General features: G+C 41.3%; 20 protein-coding genes and 1 other RNA gene. 11 read left to right on the plus strand and 10 right to left on the minus strand.

Annotation, left to right across the window (positions count from 1 at the left end; all coding sequences use genetic code 11):
- Nucleotides 1-80 precede the first annotated feature (80 nt).
- Nucleotides 81-1,028, minus strand: coding sequence for a prolyl aminopeptidase (pip, locus tag KV40_RS13275; protein WP_036482165.1), 948 nt, complete (start codon nucleotides 1,026-1,028; stop codon nucleotides 81-83).
- A gap of 166 nt (nucleotides 1,029-1,194) precedes the next feature.
- Between pip and KV40_RS13280 the strand changes: the two genes are divergently transcribed.
- Nucleotides 1,195-1,494 carry a DUF6679 family protein gene (locus tag KV40_RS13280; protein ID WP_253274251.1) on the plus strand — a complete coding sequence of 100 codons (300 nt, stop codon included), beginning with the start codon at nucleotides 1,195-1,197 and terminating at the stop codon, nucleotides 1,492-1,494.
- 13 nt (nucleotides 1,495-1,507) lie between these two features.
- Here the strand turns inward: KV40_RS13280 and KV40_RS13285 are convergent, their stop codons facing one another.
- A complete protein-coding gene (locus KV40_RS13285; RefSeq protein ID WP_036482167.1) occupies nucleotides 1,508-3,262 on the minus strand; it encodes an NFACT family protein in 1,755 nt (584 codons plus the stop codon).
- A gap of 262 nt (nucleotides 3,263-3,524) precedes the next feature.
- Here KV40_RS13285 and remA point away from each other — a divergent pair, with 262 nt between their 5' ends.
- From remA to clpP (KV40_RS13300), 3 genes are all read left to right on the plus strand, one after another.
- Nucleotides 3,525-3,791, plus strand: coding sequence for an extracellular matrix/biofilm regulator RemA (gene remA / locus KV40_RS13290; protein WP_036482168.1), 267 nt, complete (start codon nucleotides 3,525-3,527; stop codon nucleotides 3,789-3,791).
- Between the two features lie 8 nt (nucleotides 3,792-3,799).
- On the plus strand, nucleotides 3,800-4,354 hold the full coding sequence (gmk, locus tag KV40_RS13295; protein WP_036482169.1) for a guanylate kinase: 555 nt from the start codon (nucleotides 3,800-3,802) through the stop codon (nucleotides 4,352-4,354).
- Between the two features lie 73 nt (nucleotides 4,355-4,427).
- The gene (clpP, locus tag KV40_RS13300; RefSeq protein ID WP_036482172.1) at nucleotides 4,428-5,039 is read left to right on the plus strand and encodes an ATP-dependent Clp endopeptidase proteolytic subunit ClpP; all 612 of its coding nucleotides are present in this window, start codon (nucleotides 4,428-4,430) and stop codon (nucleotides 5,037-5,039) included.
- 126 nt (nucleotides 5,040-5,165) lie between these two features.
- On the opposite strand, the gene KV40_RS13305 is transcribed toward clpP (KV40_RS13300), so the two are convergent.
- Nucleotides 5,166-5,828 carry an HAD hydrolase-like protein gene (locus KV40_RS13305; protein WP_036482174.1) on the minus strand — a complete coding sequence of 221 codons (663 nt, stop codon included), beginning with the start codon at nucleotides 5,826-5,828 and terminating at the stop codon, nucleotides 5,166-5,168.
- 21 nt (nucleotides 5,829-5,849) lie between these two features.
- A complete protein-coding gene (locus KV40_RS13310) occupies nucleotides 5,850-6,140 on the minus strand; it encodes a hypothetical protein (protein WP_036482176.1) in 291 nt (96 codons plus the stop codon).
- A 67-nt stretch (nucleotides 6,141-6,207) separates the two neighbouring features.
- Here KV40_RS13310 and KV40_RS13315 point away from each other — a divergent pair, with 67 nt between their 5' ends.
- Nucleotides 6,208-6,801, plus strand: coding sequence for a hypothetical protein (locus tag KV40_RS13315; RefSeq protein ID WP_036482177.1), 594 nt, complete (start codon nucleotides 6,208-6,210; stop codon nucleotides 6,799-6,801).
- A gap of 124 nt (nucleotides 6,802-6,925) precedes the next feature.
- Here KV40_RS13315 and ribD read toward each other — a convergent pair whose 3' ends face one another.
- The gene (gene ribD / locus KV40_RS13320; protein WP_036482179.1) at nucleotides 6,926-8,026 is read right to left on the minus strand and encodes a bifunctional diaminohydroxyphosphoribosylaminopyrimidine deaminase/5-amino-6-(5-phosphoribosylamino)uracil reductase RibD; all 1,101 of its coding nucleotides are present in this window, start codon (nucleotides 8,024-8,026) and stop codon (nucleotides 6,926-6,928) included.
- 159 nt (nucleotides 8,027-8,185) lie between these two features.
- Between ribD and KV40_RS13325 the strand changes: the two genes are divergently transcribed.
- Together KV40_RS13325 and KV40_RS13330 are read left to right on the plus strand one after the other, a co-directional pair.
- Nucleotides 8,186-8,719: a hypothetical protein gene (locus KV40_RS13325; RefSeq protein WP_052055618.1), complete on the plus strand. Its 534-nt coding sequence runs from the start codon at nucleotides 8,186-8,188 to the stop codon at nucleotides 8,717-8,719.
- Between the two features lie 183 nt (nucleotides 8,720-8,902).
- Nucleotides 8,903-10,393, plus strand: coding sequence for a TldD/PmbA family protein (locus KV40_RS13330; RefSeq protein WP_036482182.1), 1,491 nt, complete (start codon nucleotides 8,903-8,905; stop codon nucleotides 10,391-10,393).
- A 24-nt stretch (nucleotides 10,394-10,417) separates the two neighbouring features.
- Here KV40_RS13330 and ffs read toward each other — a convergent pair.
- The 5 genes from ffs to tig all read right to left on the minus strand — a co-directional run bounded on the left by ffs (nucleotide 10,418) and on the right by tig (nucleotide 15,180).
- Nucleotides 10,418-10,514, minus strand: an RNA gene (gene ffs / locus KV40_RS33370) — signal recognition particle sRNA small type.
- 49 nt (nucleotides 10,515-10,563) lie between these two features.
- Nucleotides 10,564-11,436 carry a M48 family metallopeptidase gene (locus tag KV40_RS13335; protein ID WP_036482185.1) on the minus strand — a complete coding sequence of 291 codons (873 nt, stop codon included), beginning with the start codon at nucleotides 11,434-11,436 and terminating at the stop codon, nucleotides 10,564-10,566.
- A gap of 25 nt (nucleotides 11,437-11,461) precedes the next feature.
- Nucleotides 11,462-12,799, minus strand: coding sequence for an ATP-dependent protease ATP-binding subunit ClpX (gene clpX / locus KV40_RS13340; RefSeq protein ID WP_036482187.1), 1,338 nt, complete (start codon nucleotides 12,797-12,799; stop codon nucleotides 11,462-11,464).
- Between the two features lie 35 nt (nucleotides 12,800-12,834).
- Nucleotides 12,835-13,509 (minus strand): ATP-dependent Clp endopeptidase proteolytic subunit ClpP, encoded by a 675-nt coding sequence (gene clpP, locus KV40_RS13345; protein WP_036482190.1) that lies wholly within the window; start codon nucleotides 13,507-13,509, stop codon nucleotides 12,835-12,837.
- Between the two features lie 234 nt (nucleotides 13,510-13,743).
- Nucleotides 13,744-15,180 carry a trigger factor gene (gene tig / locus KV40_RS13350; RefSeq protein ID WP_036482193.1) on the minus strand — a complete coding sequence of 479 codons (1,437 nt, stop codon included), beginning with the start codon at nucleotides 15,178-15,180 and terminating at the stop codon, nucleotides 13,744-13,746.
- A gap of 448 nt (nucleotides 15,181-15,628) precedes the next feature.
- On the opposite strand from tig, the gene KV40_RS13355 reads away from it, so the two are divergent.
- From KV40_RS13355 to KV40_RS13370, 4 genes are all read left to right on the plus strand, one after another.
- The gene (locus KV40_RS13355; RefSeq protein WP_036482196.1) at nucleotides 15,629-16,669 is read left to right on the plus strand and encodes an aspartate-semialdehyde dehydrogenase; all 1,041 of its coding nucleotides are present in this window, start codon (nucleotides 15,629-15,631) and stop codon (nucleotides 16,667-16,669) included.
- A gap of 43 nt (nucleotides 16,670-16,712) precedes the next feature.
- On the plus strand, nucleotides 16,713-17,600 hold the full coding sequence (gene dapA / locus KV40_RS13360) for a 4-hydroxy-tetrahydrodipicolinate synthase (protein WP_036482199.1): 888 nt from the start codon (nucleotides 16,713-16,715) through the stop codon (nucleotides 17,598-17,600).
- A gap of 295 nt (nucleotides 17,601-17,895) precedes the next feature.
- A complete protein-coding gene (locus tag KV40_RS13365) occupies nucleotides 17,896-19,665 on the plus strand; it encodes a ribonuclease J (protein ID WP_036482201.1) in 1,770 nt (589 codons plus the stop codon).
- Between the two features lie 186 nt (nucleotides 19,666-19,851).
- Nucleotides 19,852-20,391, plus strand: a complete 540-nt coding sequence (locus KV40_RS13370) for a Dps family protein (protein WP_036482204.1) — start codon at nucleotides 19,852-19,854, stop codon at nucleotides 20,389-20,391.
- The last annotated feature ends 2 nt before the right edge of the window (nucleotides 20,392-20,393 follow it).

Consider the following 20,393-nt stretch of genomic DNA (forward strand, 5'->3'; position numbering starts at 1 on the left):
AAATAGTAATTTAACTCTTTGAAGTTATGATTCCCAAAAAAACTATTAAATTATCAAATTAATTCCATGTTCTGTGTGGATTATAATTTGGCAAAGCGATCGCTTGCTGCGATTAAAGCATGTACGATCCCTGGTTCGGATACAGAATGTCCTGCATCGGGAACTACAGTAAATTCGGCTTCTTGCCATACTTGATGGAGTTCCCAGGCGGTAATCATCGGACAAACAACGTCGTATCTTCCCTGAACGATAACTCCAGGTAAATGACGAATGCGATCGACATTTTCTATTAGTTGATTTTCTCGTTCTAAAAAACCTTTATTGACAAAATAATGACATTCAATACGAGCAAAAGCTTCGGCAAATTCTGCCATACCAAAGCGAGCGATCGATTTTTGAGAAGGAATTAATTTACTGGTGCTGGCTTCCCAAATTGCCCAGGCACGCGCCGCTTCTAAGCGGGTAGCTTTATCTTTACTAGTCAATCTTTTATAGAAAGCCGATAACAAATCGTGACGTTCTTCTAGCGGAATTGGCTTGAGATATTCTTGCCAGGCATCGGGATAAATATTACTCGCTCCTTCTTGATAAAACCAGCGTATTTCCGATCGCCTTAACATAAATATGCCACGCAGAATTAAACCTTTGCAACTATGGGGATGGGTTTGACTGTATGCCAAAGCTAAGGTACTGCCCCAACTACCGCCAAATACTACCCATCGCTCGATATCTAAGTGTTGTCTCAGTTGTTCGATATCGCTAACTAAATCCCAAGTAGTATTTTCGCGCAATTCTGCATAAGGCGTACTTTGTCCGCAACCTCTTTGGTCGAACATCACAATACGCCACTTTTGCGGATCGAAATATTGACGGTACATAGAAGTAATGCCGCCACCGGGACCGCCATGTAAAAAAACTACAGGCTTGCCTTCACGATTGCCAGATTCTTCGTAATGAATGGTGTGTAGTTGAGAAACTTTTAATTTGCCTTGATTGTAAGGTTCGATAGGCGGATATAGTTCTCTCATTTGGGTTATGCAAAATTGCGACTAATAAGATAGTACTCGAATAATGTCTGCGGTCTTAAAGGTTTTGAAATCTTATTGCCTGATGTTTACAGAGTCGACAATTAATGTTAAAAATTAGAAATCTATCTTGAGGTAGATGTTTGTTTCACAGCAAAGTAGTCTGTGAGTGAAATTAGAAATTGTTATGGAAAGCAAACTTAGAGAGCTAATTGGCAAGCCCCATGTCTGGCTATATATTCAAAGTGGTAAAGGTTGGGTCAAAGACGTAGAAATTTTAGATGTCAACGCTGAGACTTTGACTTTTCGTTATGAATATCAATCTCGGTCGGAAACAAAAACCTGGGAGAAAACAACTAGAATTAATAATGTTTTAGAAATAGATATTCGCTTGAGCGATCTGCCAGAAGGAGATCTGCAAATAGAAAATATGCGTAATAAATTAATTCAGACTTGGGAACAAGAATAAATATTTTACCAAACTAATTTTTAGTTACCGTTTGGGGACGACCCCAAATAACTGTTTCTTGTTTGTAGATTGCCATCCCCGGTTTGGCACCTTTAGGCTTGTAAACGTGTTTGGGCTGAGTATAAACTACAGGAACTATCTCGCTCTGACGTGCCTGACTGTAATAAGCTGCAAAATTAGCGGCAAACTGAAGATCTTTTTCATCTGGAATCGCTCCTGGTTCTAAGCGCAGTAAGGCATGACTGCCAGGAATTTCCTGGGTATGAAACCAGAGATCGTATTCGTTAGCAATGCGGAAAGTCAGCCAATCGTTTTGACGATTATTACGACCGATCCACAGTTCAAATCCCGATGGTGTAGTGTAGCGATAGGGTTGAAAGTCTTTGTTATCTTGGCGAGTATCTTCCTGGCGTTCGGAAGTTAAATAGCTTTGCTGAACTAGTTCTTGACGAATTTCTTGAAGTGCTTGTAAATCTTCTAAGCTGCGATTGCTTCGTTTATTATCGCTAGCATTCCAGTCGTTTTCCAAACGCTCTAAAGCAGTTTTTACCTGTTGAAGATAGTTAATTTCTGCCTCTGTGTCTGCCAGTAAAGGTCTAACAGCATCCTTAGCACGTTTGAGCTTTTGATGCTGTTTATATAGAGATTGAGCGTTGGTGACGGCGTTTTGTTCGGGGTTGAGCTTAATCTTAATAGGTTCGCCAGTTTCAAAGTCAGATAGAGCGATTGACTTCATTCCAGGTTGCCATTTGTAAAGATTTGCCATTAATAAATCGGCTTGTTGGCGAGAAATATCGGCATCTGCCGACTGCGCCAAGCGTTGGCTAAAAGTATCGGCTTTGCGAATTGCTTTTTCCAACAGACTATTAAGTTTTTGACTTAGTTGATGATGTAGCTGTTGAAACTGCTGTTGGTTTAACTGCTCGCGATAATAGCGATCGAGTAAAATTTGAACATTTTTAACTGACTCAGTTTTCTGCCAACCGAGAACTGTATAGCCGTCATTAGTCCAACCAGGAATAAATTCTCGATTAGCTAAACTTTTTAGCCATTTTTGCCAATAGTCGAACAGCTCTTGCCAATCACGTTCCAATAAATCTGCGGTAGATTGCTGAGTAGATAGTTGGGCAGAGTTAATTATTTCTGCTGCTACTTTAGGACTCAAACCACGATAAGAATTAATTAGCTGCTGCTTGAGATTGCCAGGAATAAGACTAACTCGCTCTTGCCAACTAGAAAAAGATTCTTCTAACCTGGGCGCAGTTTTAGTAATAGGTGGGGGGAGTTCGTATTTTGCTCCCGTCTGGATGGGGCGAACGCTCGATTGACTGGAGCTTATTTGACGTGCTGGAGCAACAATATTTAGACTGGCATCGGTTAAGATGGCGTTACTATATTTGCCCATAATTTCAGTATAAAAATGCCATAGAGGTTTTTCTCCAGGACGTTGGGCAAACTGTAAATCTAAAACACGTTCCCAAGGAGCGACTGCGGCAACATCTATTAGTGCTAAGTTATTTAGCTGATGTCGTAATTGATCGCTAAAAGTAAAAGTGTCTCGCGATCGCGGTGGTGCTTCGCCAATATTGATTCTGGCGGCTTGAGGATGCCAACAGATAGTCAACCAGGCTTTAGTTTTAAGGGTGCGTAAAGCTATGGCAATGGTAAACAGATCGCGCTGAAATACCTGTTCGATGCGTGATGGTATCCAGTCTCTTACTAACTCGGCACGGACAGCCATTAGGGTGGTGTAGTCAACAGGTTGCATGAGAATTTCTAATGAAGGTCGGCGCGATCGAGTTTGGTGAAACCTCAGTCTAGTTACAAGCCTTCGGGTTTGCTTTGGCTTCGTAAATGTTATTCTAGCTACAAATCAATCTATTTTGAGCCAAAAGACCGAAAAAAAGCAAAAAAATACTTAAATTAGCATAATTATATCTAATATTGCTTGTAAATAAGATTTTTTATCTATAAGATTAAAACTATATTTTCTAAATTACTAAGACTGTAGATAAACTCAGTTAGCAATCATGAGTATTCAATTGATTAATATTGGTTTCGGAAATATAGTTTCGGCTAACAGAGTTATTGCTATAGTCAGTCCAGAGTCAGCACCTATCAAAAGAATAATTACCGAAGCCAGAGAAAAAGGACAATTAATTGATGCAACTTATGGTCGTCGTACCCGTGCCGTAATCATTACTGATTCTTGCCACGTAGTCTTGTCGGCAATTCAGCCAGAAACCGTAGCTAATCGCTTTATTATAGATAAAGATACTCACAGCAACGTCAATTAAATTTTTGTATGTTAACTGGTAAGTTAATTACGATTGTCGGACCGAGCGGTGTTGGTAAAGGCTCGATCGCGCGATCGCTTCAGCAACGGCATTCAGAAATTCATCTTTCTGTTTCTGCAACTACTAGAAAGCCGCGAGATGGCGAAATAGAAGGCAAAGATTACTATTTTCTCAGTAAGTCAGAGTTTGAAGCAGCGATCTCTAATAACGAATTTTTAGAGTGGGCAAAATATGCCGAAAACTATTACGGTACTCCAAAAACACAGGTTAAACAGCAGATTGCTAATGGTAAATTAGTACTTTTGGAAATAGAACTAGCAGGAGCCAGACAGATTGCTAAAACCTATCCCGAAGCTTTAAGAATTTTTATTTTACCTCCCTCGTTAGAAGAATTAGAGCGTCGGATTAGAAACAGGGGCAAAAACTCTGAAGAATCCATCTCCCAACGTTTGAAGATAGCCAGAGACGAAATTGCTGCTAAAGATGAGTTTGACGTACGAGTTGTTAACGAAAACTTAGAGCGAGCGATCGCCGAAGTAGAAGCGGTTATCTTTAAACAGTAAACTAAAGAAATCCACACTCTCGAACTTCTAATTATCGTTACAATCAAAACAACTGTATTAGAGATAAAACTGTATGATTCCTACCGTTATTGAAACTTCAGGACGCGGCGATCGCGCCTTTGATATTTATTCGCGTTTGTTGAGAGAGAGAATTGTCTTTCTCGGTCAGCAGGTAACAGATGAGATTGCCAATTTAGTAGTAGCCCAACTGCTATTTTTAGAAGCTGAAGATCCCGAAAAAGATATCTATCTTTACATCAATTCTCCAGGTGGTTCGGTATCGGCAGGAATGGGTATGTTCGATACCATGAATCAAATTCGCCCCGATGTCTGTACTATCTGCATCGGTTTGGCAGCTAGTATGGGTGCTTTTCTTCTCAGCGCAGGGCAAAAAGGCAAGCGCATGAGTTTGCCCAACTCTCGCATTATGATTCACCAGCCTTTAGGTGGCGCACAAGGACAGGCAACGGATATTGAAATTCAAGCAAAAGAAATTCTCTATCTTAAAAACAAGCTCAATCAACATTTAGCAGATCATACAGGACAACCGTTAGAGAAAATTGCCGAAGATACCGAAAGAGACTTTTTTATGTCTGCTGAAGAATCTAAAGAGTATGGTTTAATCGATCGCGTTATTTCTCGTCGTCCTTCTGCCTCTAATCCTCCAGAAACAGTAAATAGCTAATTATTTTGTGAGGGCGAACAGCAGTTCGCCTCTTTTTTTAAGGTGCTTATTTATCGCCAACATTATTCGCTTTGGTATAACTGAATGACGGTGACCATCGCGATCGCCTACAATCATTCCAAAATTTCAACTAGCAGCATTAATAATCTGTCGTGCAGCTTCAGGCAAATTTTCGACTGCGATTTCTGGCTGAGGATAAACTGCTAAATAATCTTTTTCTAACTGTCTGACAAAAGCAGTTTTCATGCCAGCAAGTTTAGCTCCTGCAATATCCCAGGCATGAGCGGCAACCAGCCAAACTTTTTCTAAATTGTCGGTGTGAATCATTTCATATACAGCCCTATGGGGTTTAGTTTTAGCGATCGCATCACAAGAATAAATTTCGCTAAAATAATTTTTTACTGCCGCTCGTTCCAATAACTTATTAGTAGCTTCTTGGCTGCCATTAGTTAGTGCAACTATTTTCCAGCCCGCATCGCTTAACATTGCAAACGCTTCTTTTGCCCCAGGCTGCAAATCTAGCTCGCTAAATGTTTTCATAACTCGATCTAGTTGCGCGGAATTTGGCTCAATATCGAGCAGTTTGAGAGTACGGGGTAATTCTGCCTGCAAAATCTCTTTGAGAGGCTGATACTCACCTGCATGAGAAAAGGCAAAAGCATCACGTAATGATTGAGCAAACCAGAGTTCTAGAGCATAGGGAGGCGCACCCAACGCAATAAGCTGCTGTCGGGGTTTTTCCAATGAAAAACTAGTGCCGATGATATCGAAAACTACAATTCCCGTCATTATGATGCTCTTTATTTAATATTATTTGGCTTCTGCTAGCAACGAGCTAGCAATCTGTTGACGTTCCTCAGATAAACTCGATCGAGATTCTGGTTTACCACTGCGCCGATACCAGTATCTAGCATTGCTTAAATCTCCCTCTTTGCGGTGTAGGTATGCATGAACCCAAGCACTATCCTTATCGCCAACAGTATCGATAGTTTTGTGAGAACGATGCCAGTCTTCTTGATAGTCGTACCATAATGCCTGTAGTGCGAGAGGATAATTCTTTATCTGTTGCGGAGTTAACTGCAAAAATTCTTCGATAGTCATAGTAATTAGTCAAAATATAAAAAATCGATCGGACAAGATATCCTATACTTATCATTTTGGTAGCAATATGTGGAAATTTCACGGCGAACTTCTAAAAGGCGATCGCTTTCACAAAATTTCAATCTTTGCTGATGATAAGCAGCTCGCTTACTCTGAGGTAATCGAACTATGGCAAAACAACAGTAGCTTTCGCGATTTTTTTAGCTCTTTATTAGCTAATGCTCCTTTTGCAGCTTACTTTTGGGAAACTCTACCAGTTACTAAGTCTACTGTAGAAAGGAAATTTGAGTTTGTATTAGCAAACAGTCCTCAGTTAGCTCAAATCAATCCCGATCCTAGTGATTTTGAGCGATACTTTAGTTCGGCAGAAAAAGAAATTGTCACCTTTCCCAATTTGGGTAATGATGCGTTACTAATCGTACCGTTACCTATTGCCGATCGCTCTGCCTATCCCCATCTCGCTGCTTTTATTCGCGAAGCACCCAAATCTCAACAGCATTTATTATGGCAAACGATTGGTAAAGAACTAAAACAAAAGCTTAACCAACAACCTGTCTGGGTTAGCACGTCGGGGTTGGGAGTATCCTGGCTGCATGTCAGATTAGATTCTTCTCCTAAATACTATTGTTTCGAGCCGTATAAAAGCGCGATCTATTTTTGAAGCTAATAGTTTTTGCTTCGCTATCAAGATTGAATTTTATCTTTCAAAATAAGGCAAAAATGTTGTACAAAACTATTTGAGGTAAATTCGTTAAAGTCTATGTATTTTGTCTCTCAATAATTATTTACTGTAAATAACCTTCGACCAAAATATCTGCATCCACGTTTTCAACAGTTACTCTTTCTAACTTAAGGGTTTCAGTCATTTTAGTTAAACCCAAATCTCCTATTGGAGAAGGTGCAGTTACGCCACCAATAATTTTAGGAGCGATAAATGCCATGACTTTTTGCACTGCGCCGTCGGCGATCGCTTTTGCTGCCAGAGTTCCGCCACATTCCCACAATACTTGAGATACTTCTCTGTCATACAAATGCTGCATTACAGTTCTAGGTGTAAGTTTATCTAGTTCGATGACTTCTACGCCGCGATCGCTTAGCTGAGTTTTTAGTGTGGGGTTAGAATTTGGTTCGGTAAAGACTAATGTAGGAGCGATATTAGTTTGCCAGAGATTGCATTGGTTGGGTAAATCCAAACTGCGACTCATTACTACTCTTAGCGGATTTCGGTCGCTTATACCGTGTGTAGTTAATTGTGGGTTATCTTTGCGTACCGTATTGCCGCCAATAATTACGGCATCACAGACATCTCTAAGCTGATGCACTAGATGACGCGAGGCTTTACCGCTTACCCAGGCACTATGACCGCTAGTAGCAGCAATTTTACCGTCTAGGGTCATGGCATATTTTAGGATACCAAAAGGCTGATGGTAGAGCGTTCGATGAATAAAAGCCTCGTTGAGTTGACGACAGGCAGTTTCTTCTACCCCAACTACTACCTCTATGCCAGCATCGCGTAATTTGGCAATTCCACCTCCTGAAACTCGACTGTCGGGATCTACCATCCCCGCTACTACTTTGGCAATACCTGCATCTATTAGAGCTTCGCTACATGGTGGAGTTTTTCCATAATGATTGCAGGGTTCGAGGTTGACATATATCGTCGCACCTCTAGCTAGTTCTCCTGCCGCCTGTAGGGCAAAAACTTCAGCATGGGGTTGTCCTGGTGCTGGATGAAATCCCTCGCCAACAATTTTGCCATCTCTGATAACTACTGCACCTACCATTGGATTGGGTGAAGTTCTTCCCTTCGCACGACTGGCTAACTCCAAGCATTTTTGCATCATCAAACTTGCCTGTTTGGTTTCAAAGTTGAATTCTTGATTCATATACTGCGATCGCTTTACTAAAATTCGTTTATTATCAAAAATATTAAAACTTGAATGCGATCTCGATCGGCTATTTACTGCGATCGTAAGACTAATTTTAGTCTTACATTACCAGTACCATTGATTAAAAAACCTTTATCAATTTTTTAAATGGTATTTATGAGTGGTAAAGCTACGCATTCGAGCAAAGTTTCGTCTCCTCGACTTTTCCTGCCAAAACGCTTGGGAGTAGTTTTACGCGAAGCCGATCTGGTTACTAAAACAGAGATTAAAACGGCGTTAGAATACCAGAAAATCTATCCTAATATGCGCTTGGGAGAAATCTTAGCCATACAGGGTTGGATTAAACCAGAAACTGTGGAATTTTTTGCTGAAGAGTGGCAGCAGTTAATCGAACAAACCTACAGGAAACCTATAGGGCATTATTTACAACAGGCAGCGTTGTTAGAAGCAGAACAAATCAAGCGAGTTTTAGAAGAACAAAAGCACACGGGATATAAATTTGGTTCGACGGCAATTTTACAAGGATATCTCAAGCCAAAAACGCTAGATTTCTTTTTAAAGTATTTATTTCCTGAAGAGCTAAATCAGTCTCATCTAAGAAGTAAGAAAAGTTTGGCGCAAAGCAGACGCAGACAAAGACAGCTTCTGGCTCAAATTTTAGAACGAAAGCATAATCCCTGGAAAAAATAGCAGTCGATACCAATTTGTTTATTATCTGCCAATTGGGGTGTTATATCAGTACGGAGTAGTGAGGGTTGAAGAAAAAGGAAACAAAGCTAACAAGCATTGACACAATAGCTACAGCAGTTAATCGCTGGTTATGTTTAAAATAAAACAACAATCTCTCTCTACTCAGTAATCGAACAACCTAATATGCTACAAGCTCCTGTCGCCAAAACTACCAACCGAGAACTAACAAAACTTGCTATAGATTTGATTCGACAGGCTGGTTGTGAATACGGCGATATTCGTATTGGTAATTACCGCCATCAAAATCTATCAGCTAGAGATCGCTCTTTAAAACAACTTTCTGATAACGTTAGTTCTGGTTTTGGAGTTAGGGTTTTACTAAATGGCGCATGGGGTTTTGCTGCTTCCTATCAAAAAACTCCTCAAGAAGTTACGAGAATTGTCAATTTAGCTATACAAACTGCCAAAGGAAGCCATTTGACTCAGCAAGAACCAGTCAGATTAGTTCCCGTAGCGGCATATCAAGATAAATACGTTACGCCAATTAAAATCGATCCGTTTGATATTTCCATAGGAGAAAAAGCCGAACTTTTGTTAGAAATCGCCGATAAATTGTTGGCTTATGGCGATCGCGGGATTAAAAAAGCGTCTTCGTTTTTACGCTTCACTAGAGAAGACAAACTTTTTGCCTCTACTATTGGTTCTGTTATCGAACAAACCATTTATCGTAGCTATGCTGGTATGAGTTGTACTGCTATTGGTAATGGGGATGCTCAAAGTAGAAGTTACGAACTGCCGCCATTAAATGTAGGCTACGAACATATCGACAAACAAAACCTGTTAGCTAATATCGATCGCATTGCTACTGAAGCGATCGCCAAATTAAACGCTCCCGAATTAACTGCCGATACCGAAACTACACTAATTCTCAAACCAACTAATTTGTTTTTAACTATTCATGAGTCTGTAGGACATCCTACCGAACTCGATCGCGTATATGGCTATGAGGCTAATTTTGCTGGAACGAGCTTTGCTACTACCGATAAATTAGGTAAATTACAGTATGCTGCCCCCTGGGTTAATTTTGTTGCCGATCGCACTCAACCCCAGGGACGCAGTACGATGGCTTATGATGATGAAGGCGTACCCGCACAAGAATGGTACGTAGTTAAAGATGGTATTCTCAACGACTATCTTACCGACCGAGAAACGGCATTTCGTTTGGGACGCGATAGCAGTAATGGTAGTGCTTTTGCTGATAGCTGGTCTAGTATTCCTATGGTTCGCATTCCCAACCTTAGTTTGGAACCAGGTAAAGCTGGCGGTAGTCATACGGCAACTCTCGCTGAGATGATTGCCGATACGGAAGATGGAATTTTAATCGACGGCATCGGTAGTTATTCCATCGACCAACAGCGACGCAACTTTCAGTTTGGTGGCGATGCTTTTTGGCAAGTCAAACAGGGCAAGGTAGTGGGAATGCTAAAAAATGTTACCTATCACAGTATGACTACGGACTTCTGGAATAGCGTTGATGCGATCGGCAATAAGTCGGAGTGGATGCAGTGTGGTACGAATATGTGTGGCAAAGGCGAACCCATACAAATCGCTCAGATGACTCATGGATGTGTACCAGCTCGCGTCCGCAATATTAAAGTTGGTAGAAGTTCTTAAAATAGCTTGAAGCTCGCTATTATTGGCGATTCGGAGTTCGCGCCTGTCATAAGCATCCCGTATTGCTGCTACTTTCCAGTCCTGACAAGGTTTGGGCGTTATAACCGCACGAGTCCGAATCGTTTTTATCCTAACACATTAGTGGCTAGAAAAGTTTTCAAAACGAGAAATTACCAGTTACGCCAGCCACCTTTGGTTTCTTGAAGCTTATTGCTCTCGCCGCCGCCTTGAATTATAGTTTGATATTGAGCGGAACTAGCCCAACGCTGAATTTCTCTAGCGCGAATTACGGGAACTGGATGGGTTAGTTGAGCCGTTTGTGCGGTTTGTAGTAGCTCGCCCAGGCTGTTTTTGGCAATGTCGTCGTAAGATTTAGCCTGTTCGATAAAGGCATCTAAGTTTAGCTGAGGAGCGAGAGTAGGGGAACCCCCTGCTAATTTCATCAATACCGACATAATAGTTCTCGGCTCTTGTACGGCTAATAAAGCGGCGCGATCGCAGCTAAATTCAGCACATCGAATCCACTGCATCATTTGCTCCTGTAGGGATTGAGCTAAAACCGTTCCCCAAGTTGGCAAGAGATTGGCAGCCAAAACCATAATATTAGCTATGGTCAAATAAACTCCGTGTTCGCACTTGAGATGCCCCAATTCGTGGGCAATTACCGCCTGAATTTCTTCGGGGGTCAGCATCTCTATCAAAGAGGTGTGCAGCATGATAAAGGGCTGCTTGCCGCGCATGGCAAAAGTATAGGCGTTGGGAACGGGATTTTGCTGTACGTATAGCTGTGGTGGTTCGAGGTCGAGAATTTTACAGGCTTCTAATAATAGTTTGTGTAATTCTGGTAGCTGTTTCTCGCTGACTAGGACGCTAGAAGCAATATTGTTGAGATAGAAAAACTGTTCGGCAACCGAACCGAGTAGGCTGCGTATAGCAATATCTAATCCAGGCACTTGTTTTAAGGCTGTAGTCGCCTGTAGATCTAGCGGATGGCGAAAGCGATCGGCTCTCAAGCCTATTAAAGTTTTTTTACTTAAGTCCATTGAGCAATTGATTAATGTTTAATTTTTAAGCAGACTCGGGTTTGGGGTAAGAAGTAGGATGAACTAGCAATTCGGCAGTAGAACGTTTTTCTACCATTTCTTTAGTAATAGTACAGCGACCAACATCCTTACGCGAAGGCAGTTCGTACATTACTTCCAACATCAATTCTTCAACAATACCTCGCAAGGCTCTCGCTCCAGTTTTACGGCGGTAAGCTTCTTTGGCGATCGCTCTGATGGCATCTTCAGTAAATTCTAACTGGATATTGTCCATCCCCAGCAGTTTTTGATACTGCTTGACTAGGGCATTGCGGGGTTTGGTCAAAATCTGTACTAGAGTATCTTCGTCAAGAGATTCCAAGGCAGCGGTTACGGGGATACGACCGACAAATTCGGGAATCATGCCAAATTTGACCAAGTCGTCTAATTCTAATTTTTGCAAGATATCGGCAGTGCGTTTTTCTTTGGAAGGTAGGGTTTCTCCCTGTTGGATAAAGCCCATAGATTTTTTACCGATGCGGCGTTCTACCACCTTATCTAAACCGACAAATGCCCCACCGCAGATAAAGAGAATATTTTTGGTATCGATTTGAATACAGTCTTGATAGGGATGCTTTCTACCTCCTTGAGGCGGAACGTTGGCTACCGTACCTTCCAACATTTTTAACAGAGCCTGCTGTACTCCTTCACCCGACACATCGCGAGTAATAGAGGGATTTTCACTTTTGCGAGCAATTTTATCGATTTCGTCGATATAAATAATTCCTCGTTGGGCTTCTTCCACATCTAAATCGGCAACTTGTAGCAACCGTAGCAAAATATTTTCTACGTCTTCTCCGACATATCCTGCTTCGGTGAGAGTGGTGGCATCGGCTACGGCAAAGGGAACCTGTAATATTCTTGCTAGAGTTTGTGCCAATAGAGTTTTACCACAGCCAGTTGGACCGATAAGCAGAACATTTGATTTTTGTAGTTCTACGGCATCGTCTTTATCGCGACCGCCATTAGTAAGACTGAGACGCTTGTAGTGATTGTACACTCCAACTGACAGAACCTTTTTAGCTTCTTCCTGTCCGATGACGTGTTCGTCCAGACAGTTTTTAATTTCTATAGGTTTGGGTATATCGTCAAAGGTCATGCCGCCAGAGCGTGATTTTCGTTTGGGCTTAGTTTCTCCTCCATTAGGTACGGAAGGAGCCGACATAACTGCTCCTTCCTCCATCAACTCCTCATCTAAAATCTCGTTACATAACTCTACGCATTCATCACAAATATACACCCCTGGACCTGCGATTAATTTTCTGACTTGTTCCTGTGATTTGCCGCAAAACGAACATTTTAAATGGGAGTCGTATTTAGACATTTATACCTCTAGATATCTAATATGAACTGAATTATTTAGGTAGTTAATTCTGCCGTTACCGACTTAGAAATCATGCGATCGATTAGACCATATTCTTTAGCTTCCTCAGAAGACATATAAAAATCTCTTTCGGTATCGGCAGCTATCTTGTCAAAAGGTTGACCTGTATGTTCGGCAATTAGTTCGTTAAGTCTTTGTTTGATGTAAAGAATTTCTCTTGCCTGAATTTCAATATCTACTGCTTGTCCCTGCGCTCCACCTAATGGTTGGTGAATCATAATTCTAGAGCTAGGAAGTGCCATGCGTTTTCCTTTGGTGCCTCCCGATAGCAAAAAAGCACCCATGCTGGCAGCAATACCATAACAGATTGTTACTACATCGGGTTGAATTTGCTGCATTGTGTCATAGATTGCCATTCCCGCATAAACAGAGCCGCCTGGAGAGTTGATATAGATTTGAATGTCTTTTTCTGGGTCTTCGGCTTCTAGATAAAGTAATTGTGCCACTATAGAGTCGGCAACTTTATCATCGATTGCCGTACCTAAAAACACAATTCTCTCTCTTAAAAGACGAGAATAAATATCAAATGCTCGTTCGCCAATACCCGATTGCTCGACGACCATAGGAATGACATTATTTTCTGTAAAAAGCGACTGTATTTTTGGTCGGTTTTTACTGGAGAAACTGTAGTGTGAATGCGATTCTAGCATAGGTTTGTGAGGGGAGATTTGTCGCGGTAATTTATAATAAATTTACTTTTTTCGATTTTTCTTAATTTTAAAAAACTGAAAACTCAGTCGATGTCTATTAACTATTATGCCTCACACTCTATAGTTAGCGGATAAAACTATTCCTTGGGATATCTACCCTTATGACTATTAAAAGACTGAGATAAAATATTGCAGCTCGACTGAGACAATGGCAAATCACATAAACATATAGATTTATTCTGATTCTGCCGACTCGCTTTCGGTAACAGTAGCTGCTTCGACTTCGATCGCCTCATCATCGGCTACGTTACTTTCTAAGGGAGCCGCAGTTTCAGAAGCTTCGGTGTCGGCTTCAGATTTTAGAGATCCTTCTGGAACGAGTTTAACCGTTACTTTCTCTCTCAGCCAGTCAAAAGTTTTTTCATTTATTAAATCTTCTGTCACCATTTTTTTCAACTTATCGCGATCGATGTCTTGAGAGTTGAGATTTGCTTCTACCTCTTTGATTTTATCGGCGATCGCCGTTTCCTCTGGCTTGAGTCCTTCTTTTTCGGCTATTGCCTCAATAATTTTGGCTTTTTTAAGATTTTCAATCGCCTCTGGTTTGGCACTTTCTCGCATTTGAGGTATGCGGTCTTTAGTTATCAGTTGATTTACATCCAAACCCATCTGCTGCATCTGCATTACGGTTTTAGTCAAAACATTAGTAACCTCTTCTTGAATCCAAGTTTCTGGTACTTCCAAACTGCTTTGTTCTAGTAAAGCCGCAGCGATCGCTTCATTAACATTATTTTTGGTGCGATTTTCTGCCTGTTCTTGAAACTGCTTGACCAGGGTTTCCCGCAGTGCGTCTAGAGTTTCAAATTCACCATTACTAGCTTCCTCGGCAAAATCGTCGTCTAATTCTGGCAATTCTTTAGTTTTTAGTTCTTTAAGAGTAATGCTAAATACGGCTGGTTTGCCAGCTAAATCTTCCTGGGGATAATCTTCGGGAAACGTGACAGAAACTTCTTTGGTTTCTTCGGGCTTCATGCCGACTATTCCTTCTACCATACCGGGAATGAGTTTGCCTTCTACTAATTCGACTTGAAAATCGGTGGCACTTCCACCTTCTATTTCTTCTCCTGTAGACAGCGTACCTTTAAAATCCACAAGAGCGACATCGCCCATTTCTGCTTCCCGATCTTCGATTGGCACCAAATCTGCCTGTTGCTGGCGTTGCTGTTCGAGGCGGTCTTCTACCTGTTGCGGATCGTAGACAATTTCTTCGGCTGTTACCTCAAGGTTATTGTAATCTCCCAGCTCTACCGTTGGCGGAACATCAACGGCGATCGCAAAAGTCAGGCTGTCTCCTGGATTGTACTGCTGTAAGAGTTCCTCAAAATTAGAACGCAAATTGTAGTTACCGAGAGCGTCAATTGCTTCTTGCTCGATCGCTTGGGGAATAGACTTTTGAATTAGCTCTTCTAAAGCAGCAGCTTTAATTCGCTGCTTGCCAATTCTTTGTAGTAGAATTTGACGGGGCACTTTACCCTTGCGAAACCCAGGAATATTGCTAGAGGTTGCAAGGCTGCTTACCATTTCTTCGTAAGCGTTATCCGAGGCTTCAGCGGAAATTTCTATTTCTAAACCTATTTGGCTGTCAGGAAGTTGTTCCTGGGTTACTTTCATCGATGCTTCTATCTCTATATTGTTTAGTTCTTTTTATTATGAATCTCGTTAGAGAAAAAGTAACTTAAAAATAAAATTAAGACTCGCTCTCAAGTAACGAAATTAACCAACGGTCAATTGACAACAAGACCTCGCGTTGTAAAGACGAGTCTTGAAGGACGGCTTTTGTTTCGGAGTAAACCTCCAAGGCTTCGATTGGGTATGGCGCGGTATCCTTGCCATCTCTTTCGCTCGAAATCGTGTCCTCTTCTGACTTGGTCAATTAACCACTAGCCATGATAGTACAACATTGCCAAGCGCAACATTTTATTACTTATTGTCTCAAATAGCTTATGGTACGATCGGGACTAGCTCGAAATTAGTTAAATTAACTTTATTTATTTTAGTATTTTAGTATCGGGAAGGGCGATCGCCTGGAAAATGAAAATTAAATTGGAGGTTATTGTAATTGTCTAAAGAAGTAAATATCGCTATTTTGGGAGCAACGGGGGCTGTAGGACAAGAACTGCTCGAACTGTTAGCAGAGCGTCAATTTCCCGTGAAAAATTTAAAGTTGCTGGCTTCTGCTCGCTCGGTAGGTAGTAAAATTGAATTTCAAGGTACCGAGCTAACTGTAGAAGAAGTTACTTCAGACTCTTTTGACGATGTCGATATCGTTTTGGCATCTGCTGGCGGTTCGACTTCCAAAGCCTGGGCTAAAACCGCAGTAAAGGCAGGTGCTGTAGTTATCGATAACTCTAGCGCGTTTCGGATGAACCCAGATGTACCTTTAGTAGTACCCGAAATTAATCCGCAAGCGGCAAGTAAACATCAGGGAATTATTGCCAACCCCAACTGTACGACAATTTTGATGGGACTGGCAATTTATCCCCTACATCGAGAACAGTCTCTCAAGCGGGTTGTGGTAGCTACTTATCAATCTGCTTCGGGTGCTGGTGCTAGAGCAATGGCGGAGTTAAAAACCCAGGCTAAAGCAATTTTAGCTGGGGAAACTCCCCAGGCTGAAGTTTTACCCCATCCCATCGCTTTCAATCTATTTCCCCATAATTCTCCCCTCGACGAACGGGGATATTGTGAGGAAGAAATGAAAATGGTCAATGAAACCAGAAAAATTTTTGACGCACCAGAACTAAAAGTTAGTGCAACCTGCGTTCGCGTACCCGTACTGAGAGCGCATTCAGAGACAGTTAACCTGGAATTCGAGCGTCCTTTTAGCGTCGAACGAGCCAGAGAAATTTTGGCTAACGCACCTGGAGTTAAATTGGTCGAAGATTGGCAGAGTAATTATTTTCCTATGCCCATAGATGCTACTGGCAAAGATCCAGTATTAGTAGGAAGGATTCGGCAAGATATTTCTCATCCTAATAGTTTAGAGCTATGGTTGTGTGGCGACCAAATTCGTAAAGGAGCAGCTTTGAATGCCGTACAGATAGCAGAACTTATGTTAGCGGAAAATTTGTTGACTACCTCTACTTCAATGGCAATTTGACAACAAAATAATTAGTGTTTAAGATTTACAAGCGATCGCGCCAATGACTAACGAACCTTTTGGTAGAGTAATTACGGCAATGGTAACTCCCTTTGCCGAAGATGGCAGTGTTGACTACACAGTTGCCGAAAAATTAGCCGTTTATTTAGTAGAAAACGGGAGTGATGGGGTGGTAGTTTGTGGTACTACTGGAGAATCTCCTACTTTGAGTTGGTCGGAAGAATACGAACTATTTAAAGTAGTCAAGCAAGCAGTAGGAAACAAAGCTAAAGTAATTGCAGGAACTGGCTCAAACTCTACCTCAGAAGCGATCGCGGCAACCCAGAAAGCTGCTAAACTGAATTTAGATGGTTCTTTGCAGGTAGTACCTTATTACAATAAACCACCACAAGCAGGGCTGTACAGACATTTTGAAGCGATCGCCAAAGCCTGTCCCGATTTACCGATGATGCTTTATAATGTTCCAGGACGTACTAGCCGTAATCTAGAAGCTACAACAGTAGCAAAGCTAGCCGAACTAGATAATATTTTGGCGATTAAAGAAGCTAGTGGTAGTGTCGAACAGGCTGGTCATATTCATCGCCTGTCACCAGAGTTGGCAATTTATTCTGGTGAAGATGTTTTAACTTTACCCCTACTAACGATGGGAGCAGTGGGAGTGGTCAGCGTAGCTTCTCACTTGGTAGGGAAGCAAATGCAGGAAATGATTTCGGCGTTTAGAGAAGGCAACAATCGAGGGGCAACTGCAATACAAATCGAGCTTTTGCCGTTATTTGAAGCTTTATTTATGACTACTAATCCCATTCCTGTAAAGACAGCATTAAATTTACAAGGATGGAATGTCGGTAGTTTGCGTTCTCCTCTTTGCGAGTTAGAATTAAGTTCGACTGAAAAATTAAAAGCAACTTTAGCTCAACTAAATATACTGTGAATTTGTTGTTATTACTTATTTATTTCGTTACTATTTAATAATCTATTTAGTTTTAATCAAAATAGTTACAATTGTGAGTTAAACAAATAATTTTTTAAGCGATCGACAAAATTTTAAATTGACTATAATTTAGCTAAAATTGACAAAATACTCAAAGTATTTTATTTCGCTACAATTCATACTTAAAAACGCTAGCAAATTATTAGAGCAGTATAGGATTACAAAACAATAGTAAATATTTTTAATTTTATTAATAGTTTTATCGAGTCAATCAATCACCAATACCAAAAAAAATATGAACAAAAAAGCAAGTAAATCGACTTTAAAAATTATTCCTTTAGGAGGACTACATGAGATAGGCAAAAATACCTGTGTATTTGAATATGAAAACGAAATTATTTTGTTAGATGCTGGGTTGGGATTTCCTTCAGACCAAATGCACGGCATTAATATCGTGTTGCCCGATATGACCTACTTGAGAGAAAACTCCGACCGCATCAAGGGCATGATTGTGACTCACGGACACGAAGATCATATCGGTGGTATTGCCTATCACCTCAAACAGTTTGATATTCCAGTAATCTACGGTCCTCGTTTGGCAATGTCTCTACTAAGAGACAAGTTAGAAGAGGCTGGGGTTAGCGATCGCACTACTTTAAAAAGTGTACTTCCCAGAGATACAGTACGCATCGGAAATTCTTTTTCGGTGCAGTATATTCGCAATACTCACTCGATCGCCGATAGCTTTAGCGTCGCCATTACTACACCACTGGGAGTATTAATTCATACGGGAGATTTTAAATTCGATCATACTCCCGTAGATGGCGAACACTACGACCTGCAAAAACTAGCCGAATATGGCGAACAAGGCGTATTGTGTCTGATGAGCGACTCTACTAATGCTGAAGTTCCAGGGCATACACCTTCGGAGCGATCGGTATATCCAAATTTAGACCGAATTTTCGGACAGGCAGAAGGACGCTTGATGGTGACTACTTTTTCTTCTTCCGTGCATCGGGTAAATATGATTCTCGAACTGGCAGAGAAACACGGACGTAAAGTAGCCGTAGTCGGGCGATCGATGCTCAATGTAATCGCTCATGCCCGCAAGTTAGGATATGTAAAATGTCGCGACGATCTGTTCGAGTCACTAAGATCGGTAAATCGACTGCCCGATGAGAAAGTGTTAATTTTAACCACTGGTTCGCAAGGGGAAACTCTTGCCGCTATGACCCGTATCTCTAACGGTCAACACCGACATATTCAGGTCAGGGAGGGTGATACCATTGTCTTTTCTGCCAATCCCATCCCAGGTAATACCATTGCTGTCGTTAACACGATCGATCGCCTGATGATGCAGGGCGCGAAAGTAGTTTACGGCAAGAGTGAAGGCATTCACGTTTCGGGTCATGGTGCGCGAGAAGATCACAAGTTGATGCTAGCTCTTACTAAGCCTAAGTTCTTTATTCCCGTTCACGGCGAACATCGCATGTTAATCGAACATTCGGGAATGGCTCAGGCAATGGGTATACCAGAGGAGAACATTGTCATTATTAAGAATGGCAATATTATCGAACTAACTAAAGATAGTATTGGTATTAACGGTGAAGTTCCTTCGGGAATCGAATTAGTCGATCGCAACGGTATCGTCCAAGATAATGTAATGAAAGAAAGGCAGCAGCTAGCCGAAGATGGAGTAGTGACGACAGCCGCAGCCATCGACTGGTCGGGTAAATTATTAGCAACTCCTACAGTTCATCTACAGGGGGTAGTAACCTCAGTAGAAAAATCGCTGCTGCAACAGCTAGCGGTGAAGACTTTAGAAACAATCTTGCGCGATCGCTGGAATGAATTTAGTCAAAATAGTAATAACGAGTTGGAAGTAGACTGGACTGGAATTAGACTAGAAATTGAAGGTGGTTTGCAAAGATTGATGAGACGTGAACTACGCAGCCGTCCTTCGGTAGTATTTTTACTACAAACGCCAGAAAAACCTCAGAGCAAATCGTCATCTAGAAAAAGAAAGCGTTCTGCTGCAATTAGTACGGTAGGCTCCAGGTCTTAAAACGCCAAAATACAATTAGAGCAAAACTGGAGCTAAAATTTAGCTCTAGTTTTTTTTACATCTAACTTTAGATAGAGCTAAACGAGAAAAAAAATTGCTTGTTATTACATTTAACAGATGTATTTATACAGTCAAAATTGTTCTAATAGTTAGTGTAAGCAATAATCAAATATAATCCACATCACTATGCCTAAAGTTAACATTGGACTGACCGAAGAACAATTACATGGCGTAATAGATTTGCTAAACAGCGATCTTGCCGACCAATATTTATTAATTATTAAAACCAAAAAATATCATTGGGATGTGATCGGACCTCAGTTTCGTACCCTTCACGAGCTTTGGGAAGAACAGTATGAAGCCATTACGATCAATATTGACGAAACAGCAGAAAGAATTCGCGCTCTAGGTGGCTATCCTGTAGGTACTGCCGAGGGATTTCTTAAGCTAGGTACGATTCGCGAACATCCTAACGATTTGCCCAATGCCAACAAAATGGTGGAACGTTTGGTAGTAGACCACGAACAAATTATTCGCAATTTAAGAGATCACATTGACCAGTGTGGCGAAAAATACCACGATGAAGGAACTGCCGACTTCTTAACAGGAATGATGGAGCAACACGAGGAAATGGCTTGGATGCTGCGTTCTTTCCTAGAGGGACAAGAATTAGATCCTAGTGGCGAACGTCCTGGTTCCGAAACCAAACCTGCCGTTAAAGCTTAAAA

Source organism: Myxosarcina sp. GI1 (assembly GCF_000756305.1).
GTDB lineage: Bacteria > Cyanobacteriota > Cyanobacteriia > Cyanobacteriales > Xenococcaceae > Myxosarcina.

Coding starts and splice junctions, on each gene's coding strand:
- pip (WP_036482165.1), bottom strand. CDS start 1,028: ATGAGAGAACTATATCCGCCTATCGAACCTTACAATCAAGGCAAATTA.
- KV40_RS13285 (WP_036482167.1), bottom strand. CDS start 3,262: ATGCAACCTGTTGACTACACCACCCTAATGGCTGTCCGTGCCGAGTTA.
- remA (WP_036482168.1), top strand. CDS start 3,525: ATGAGTATTCAATTGATTAATATTGGTTTCGGAAATATAGTTTCGGCT.
- gmk (WP_036482169.1), top strand. CDS start 3,800: ATGTTAACTGGTAAGTTAATTACGATTGTCGGACCGAGCGGTGTTGGT.
- clpP (WP_036482172.1), top strand. CDS start 4,428: ATGATTCCTACCGTTATTGAAACTTCAGGACGCGGCGATCGCGCCTTT.
- KV40_RS13305 (WP_036482174.1), bottom strand. CDS start 5,828: ATGACGGGAATTGTAGTTTTCGATATCATCGGCACTAGTTTTTCATTG.
- KV40_RS13310 (WP_036482176.1), bottom strand. CDS start 6,140: ATGACTATCGAAGAATTTTTGCAGTTAACTCCGCAACAGATAAAGAAT.
- KV40_RS13315 (WP_036482177.1), top strand. CDS start 6,208: ATGTGGAAATTTCACGGCGAACTTCTAAAAGGCGATCGCTTTCACAAA.
- ribD (WP_036482179.1), bottom strand. CDS start 8,026: ATGAATCAAGAATTCAACTTTGAAACCAAACAGGCAAGTTTGATGATG.
- KV40_RS13325 (WP_052055618.1), top strand. CDS start 8,186: ATGAGTGGTAAAGCTACGCATTCGAGCAAAGTTTCGTCTCCTCGACTT.
- KV40_RS13330 (WP_036482182.1), top strand. CDS start 8,903: ATGCTACAAGCTCCTGTCGCCAAAACTACCAACCGAGAACTAACAAAA.
- KV40_RS13335 (WP_036482185.1), bottom strand. CDS start 11,436: ATGGACTTAAGTAAAAAAACTTTAATAGGCTTGAGAGCCGATCGCTTT.
- clpX (WP_036482187.1), bottom strand. CDS start 12,799: ATGTCTAAATACGACTCCCATTTAAAATGTTCGTTTTGCGGCAAATCA.
- clpP (WP_036482190.1), bottom strand. CDS start 13,509: ATGCTAGAATCGCATTCACACTACAGTTTCTCCAGTAAAAACCGACCA.
- tig (WP_036482193.1), bottom strand. CDS start 15,180: ATGAAAGTAACCCAGGAACAACTTCCTGACAGCCAAATAGGTTTAGAA.
- dapA (WP_036482199.1), top strand. CDS start 16,713: ATGACTAACGAACCTTTTGGTAGAGTAATTACGGCAATGGTAACTCCC.
- KV40_RS13365 (WP_036482201.1), top strand. CDS start 17,896: ATGAACAAAAAAGCAAGTAAATCGACTTTAAAAATTATTCCTTTAGGA.
- KV40_RS13370 (WP_036482204.1), top strand. CDS start 19,852: ATGCCTAAAGTTAACATTGGACTGACCGAAGAACAATTACATGGCGTA.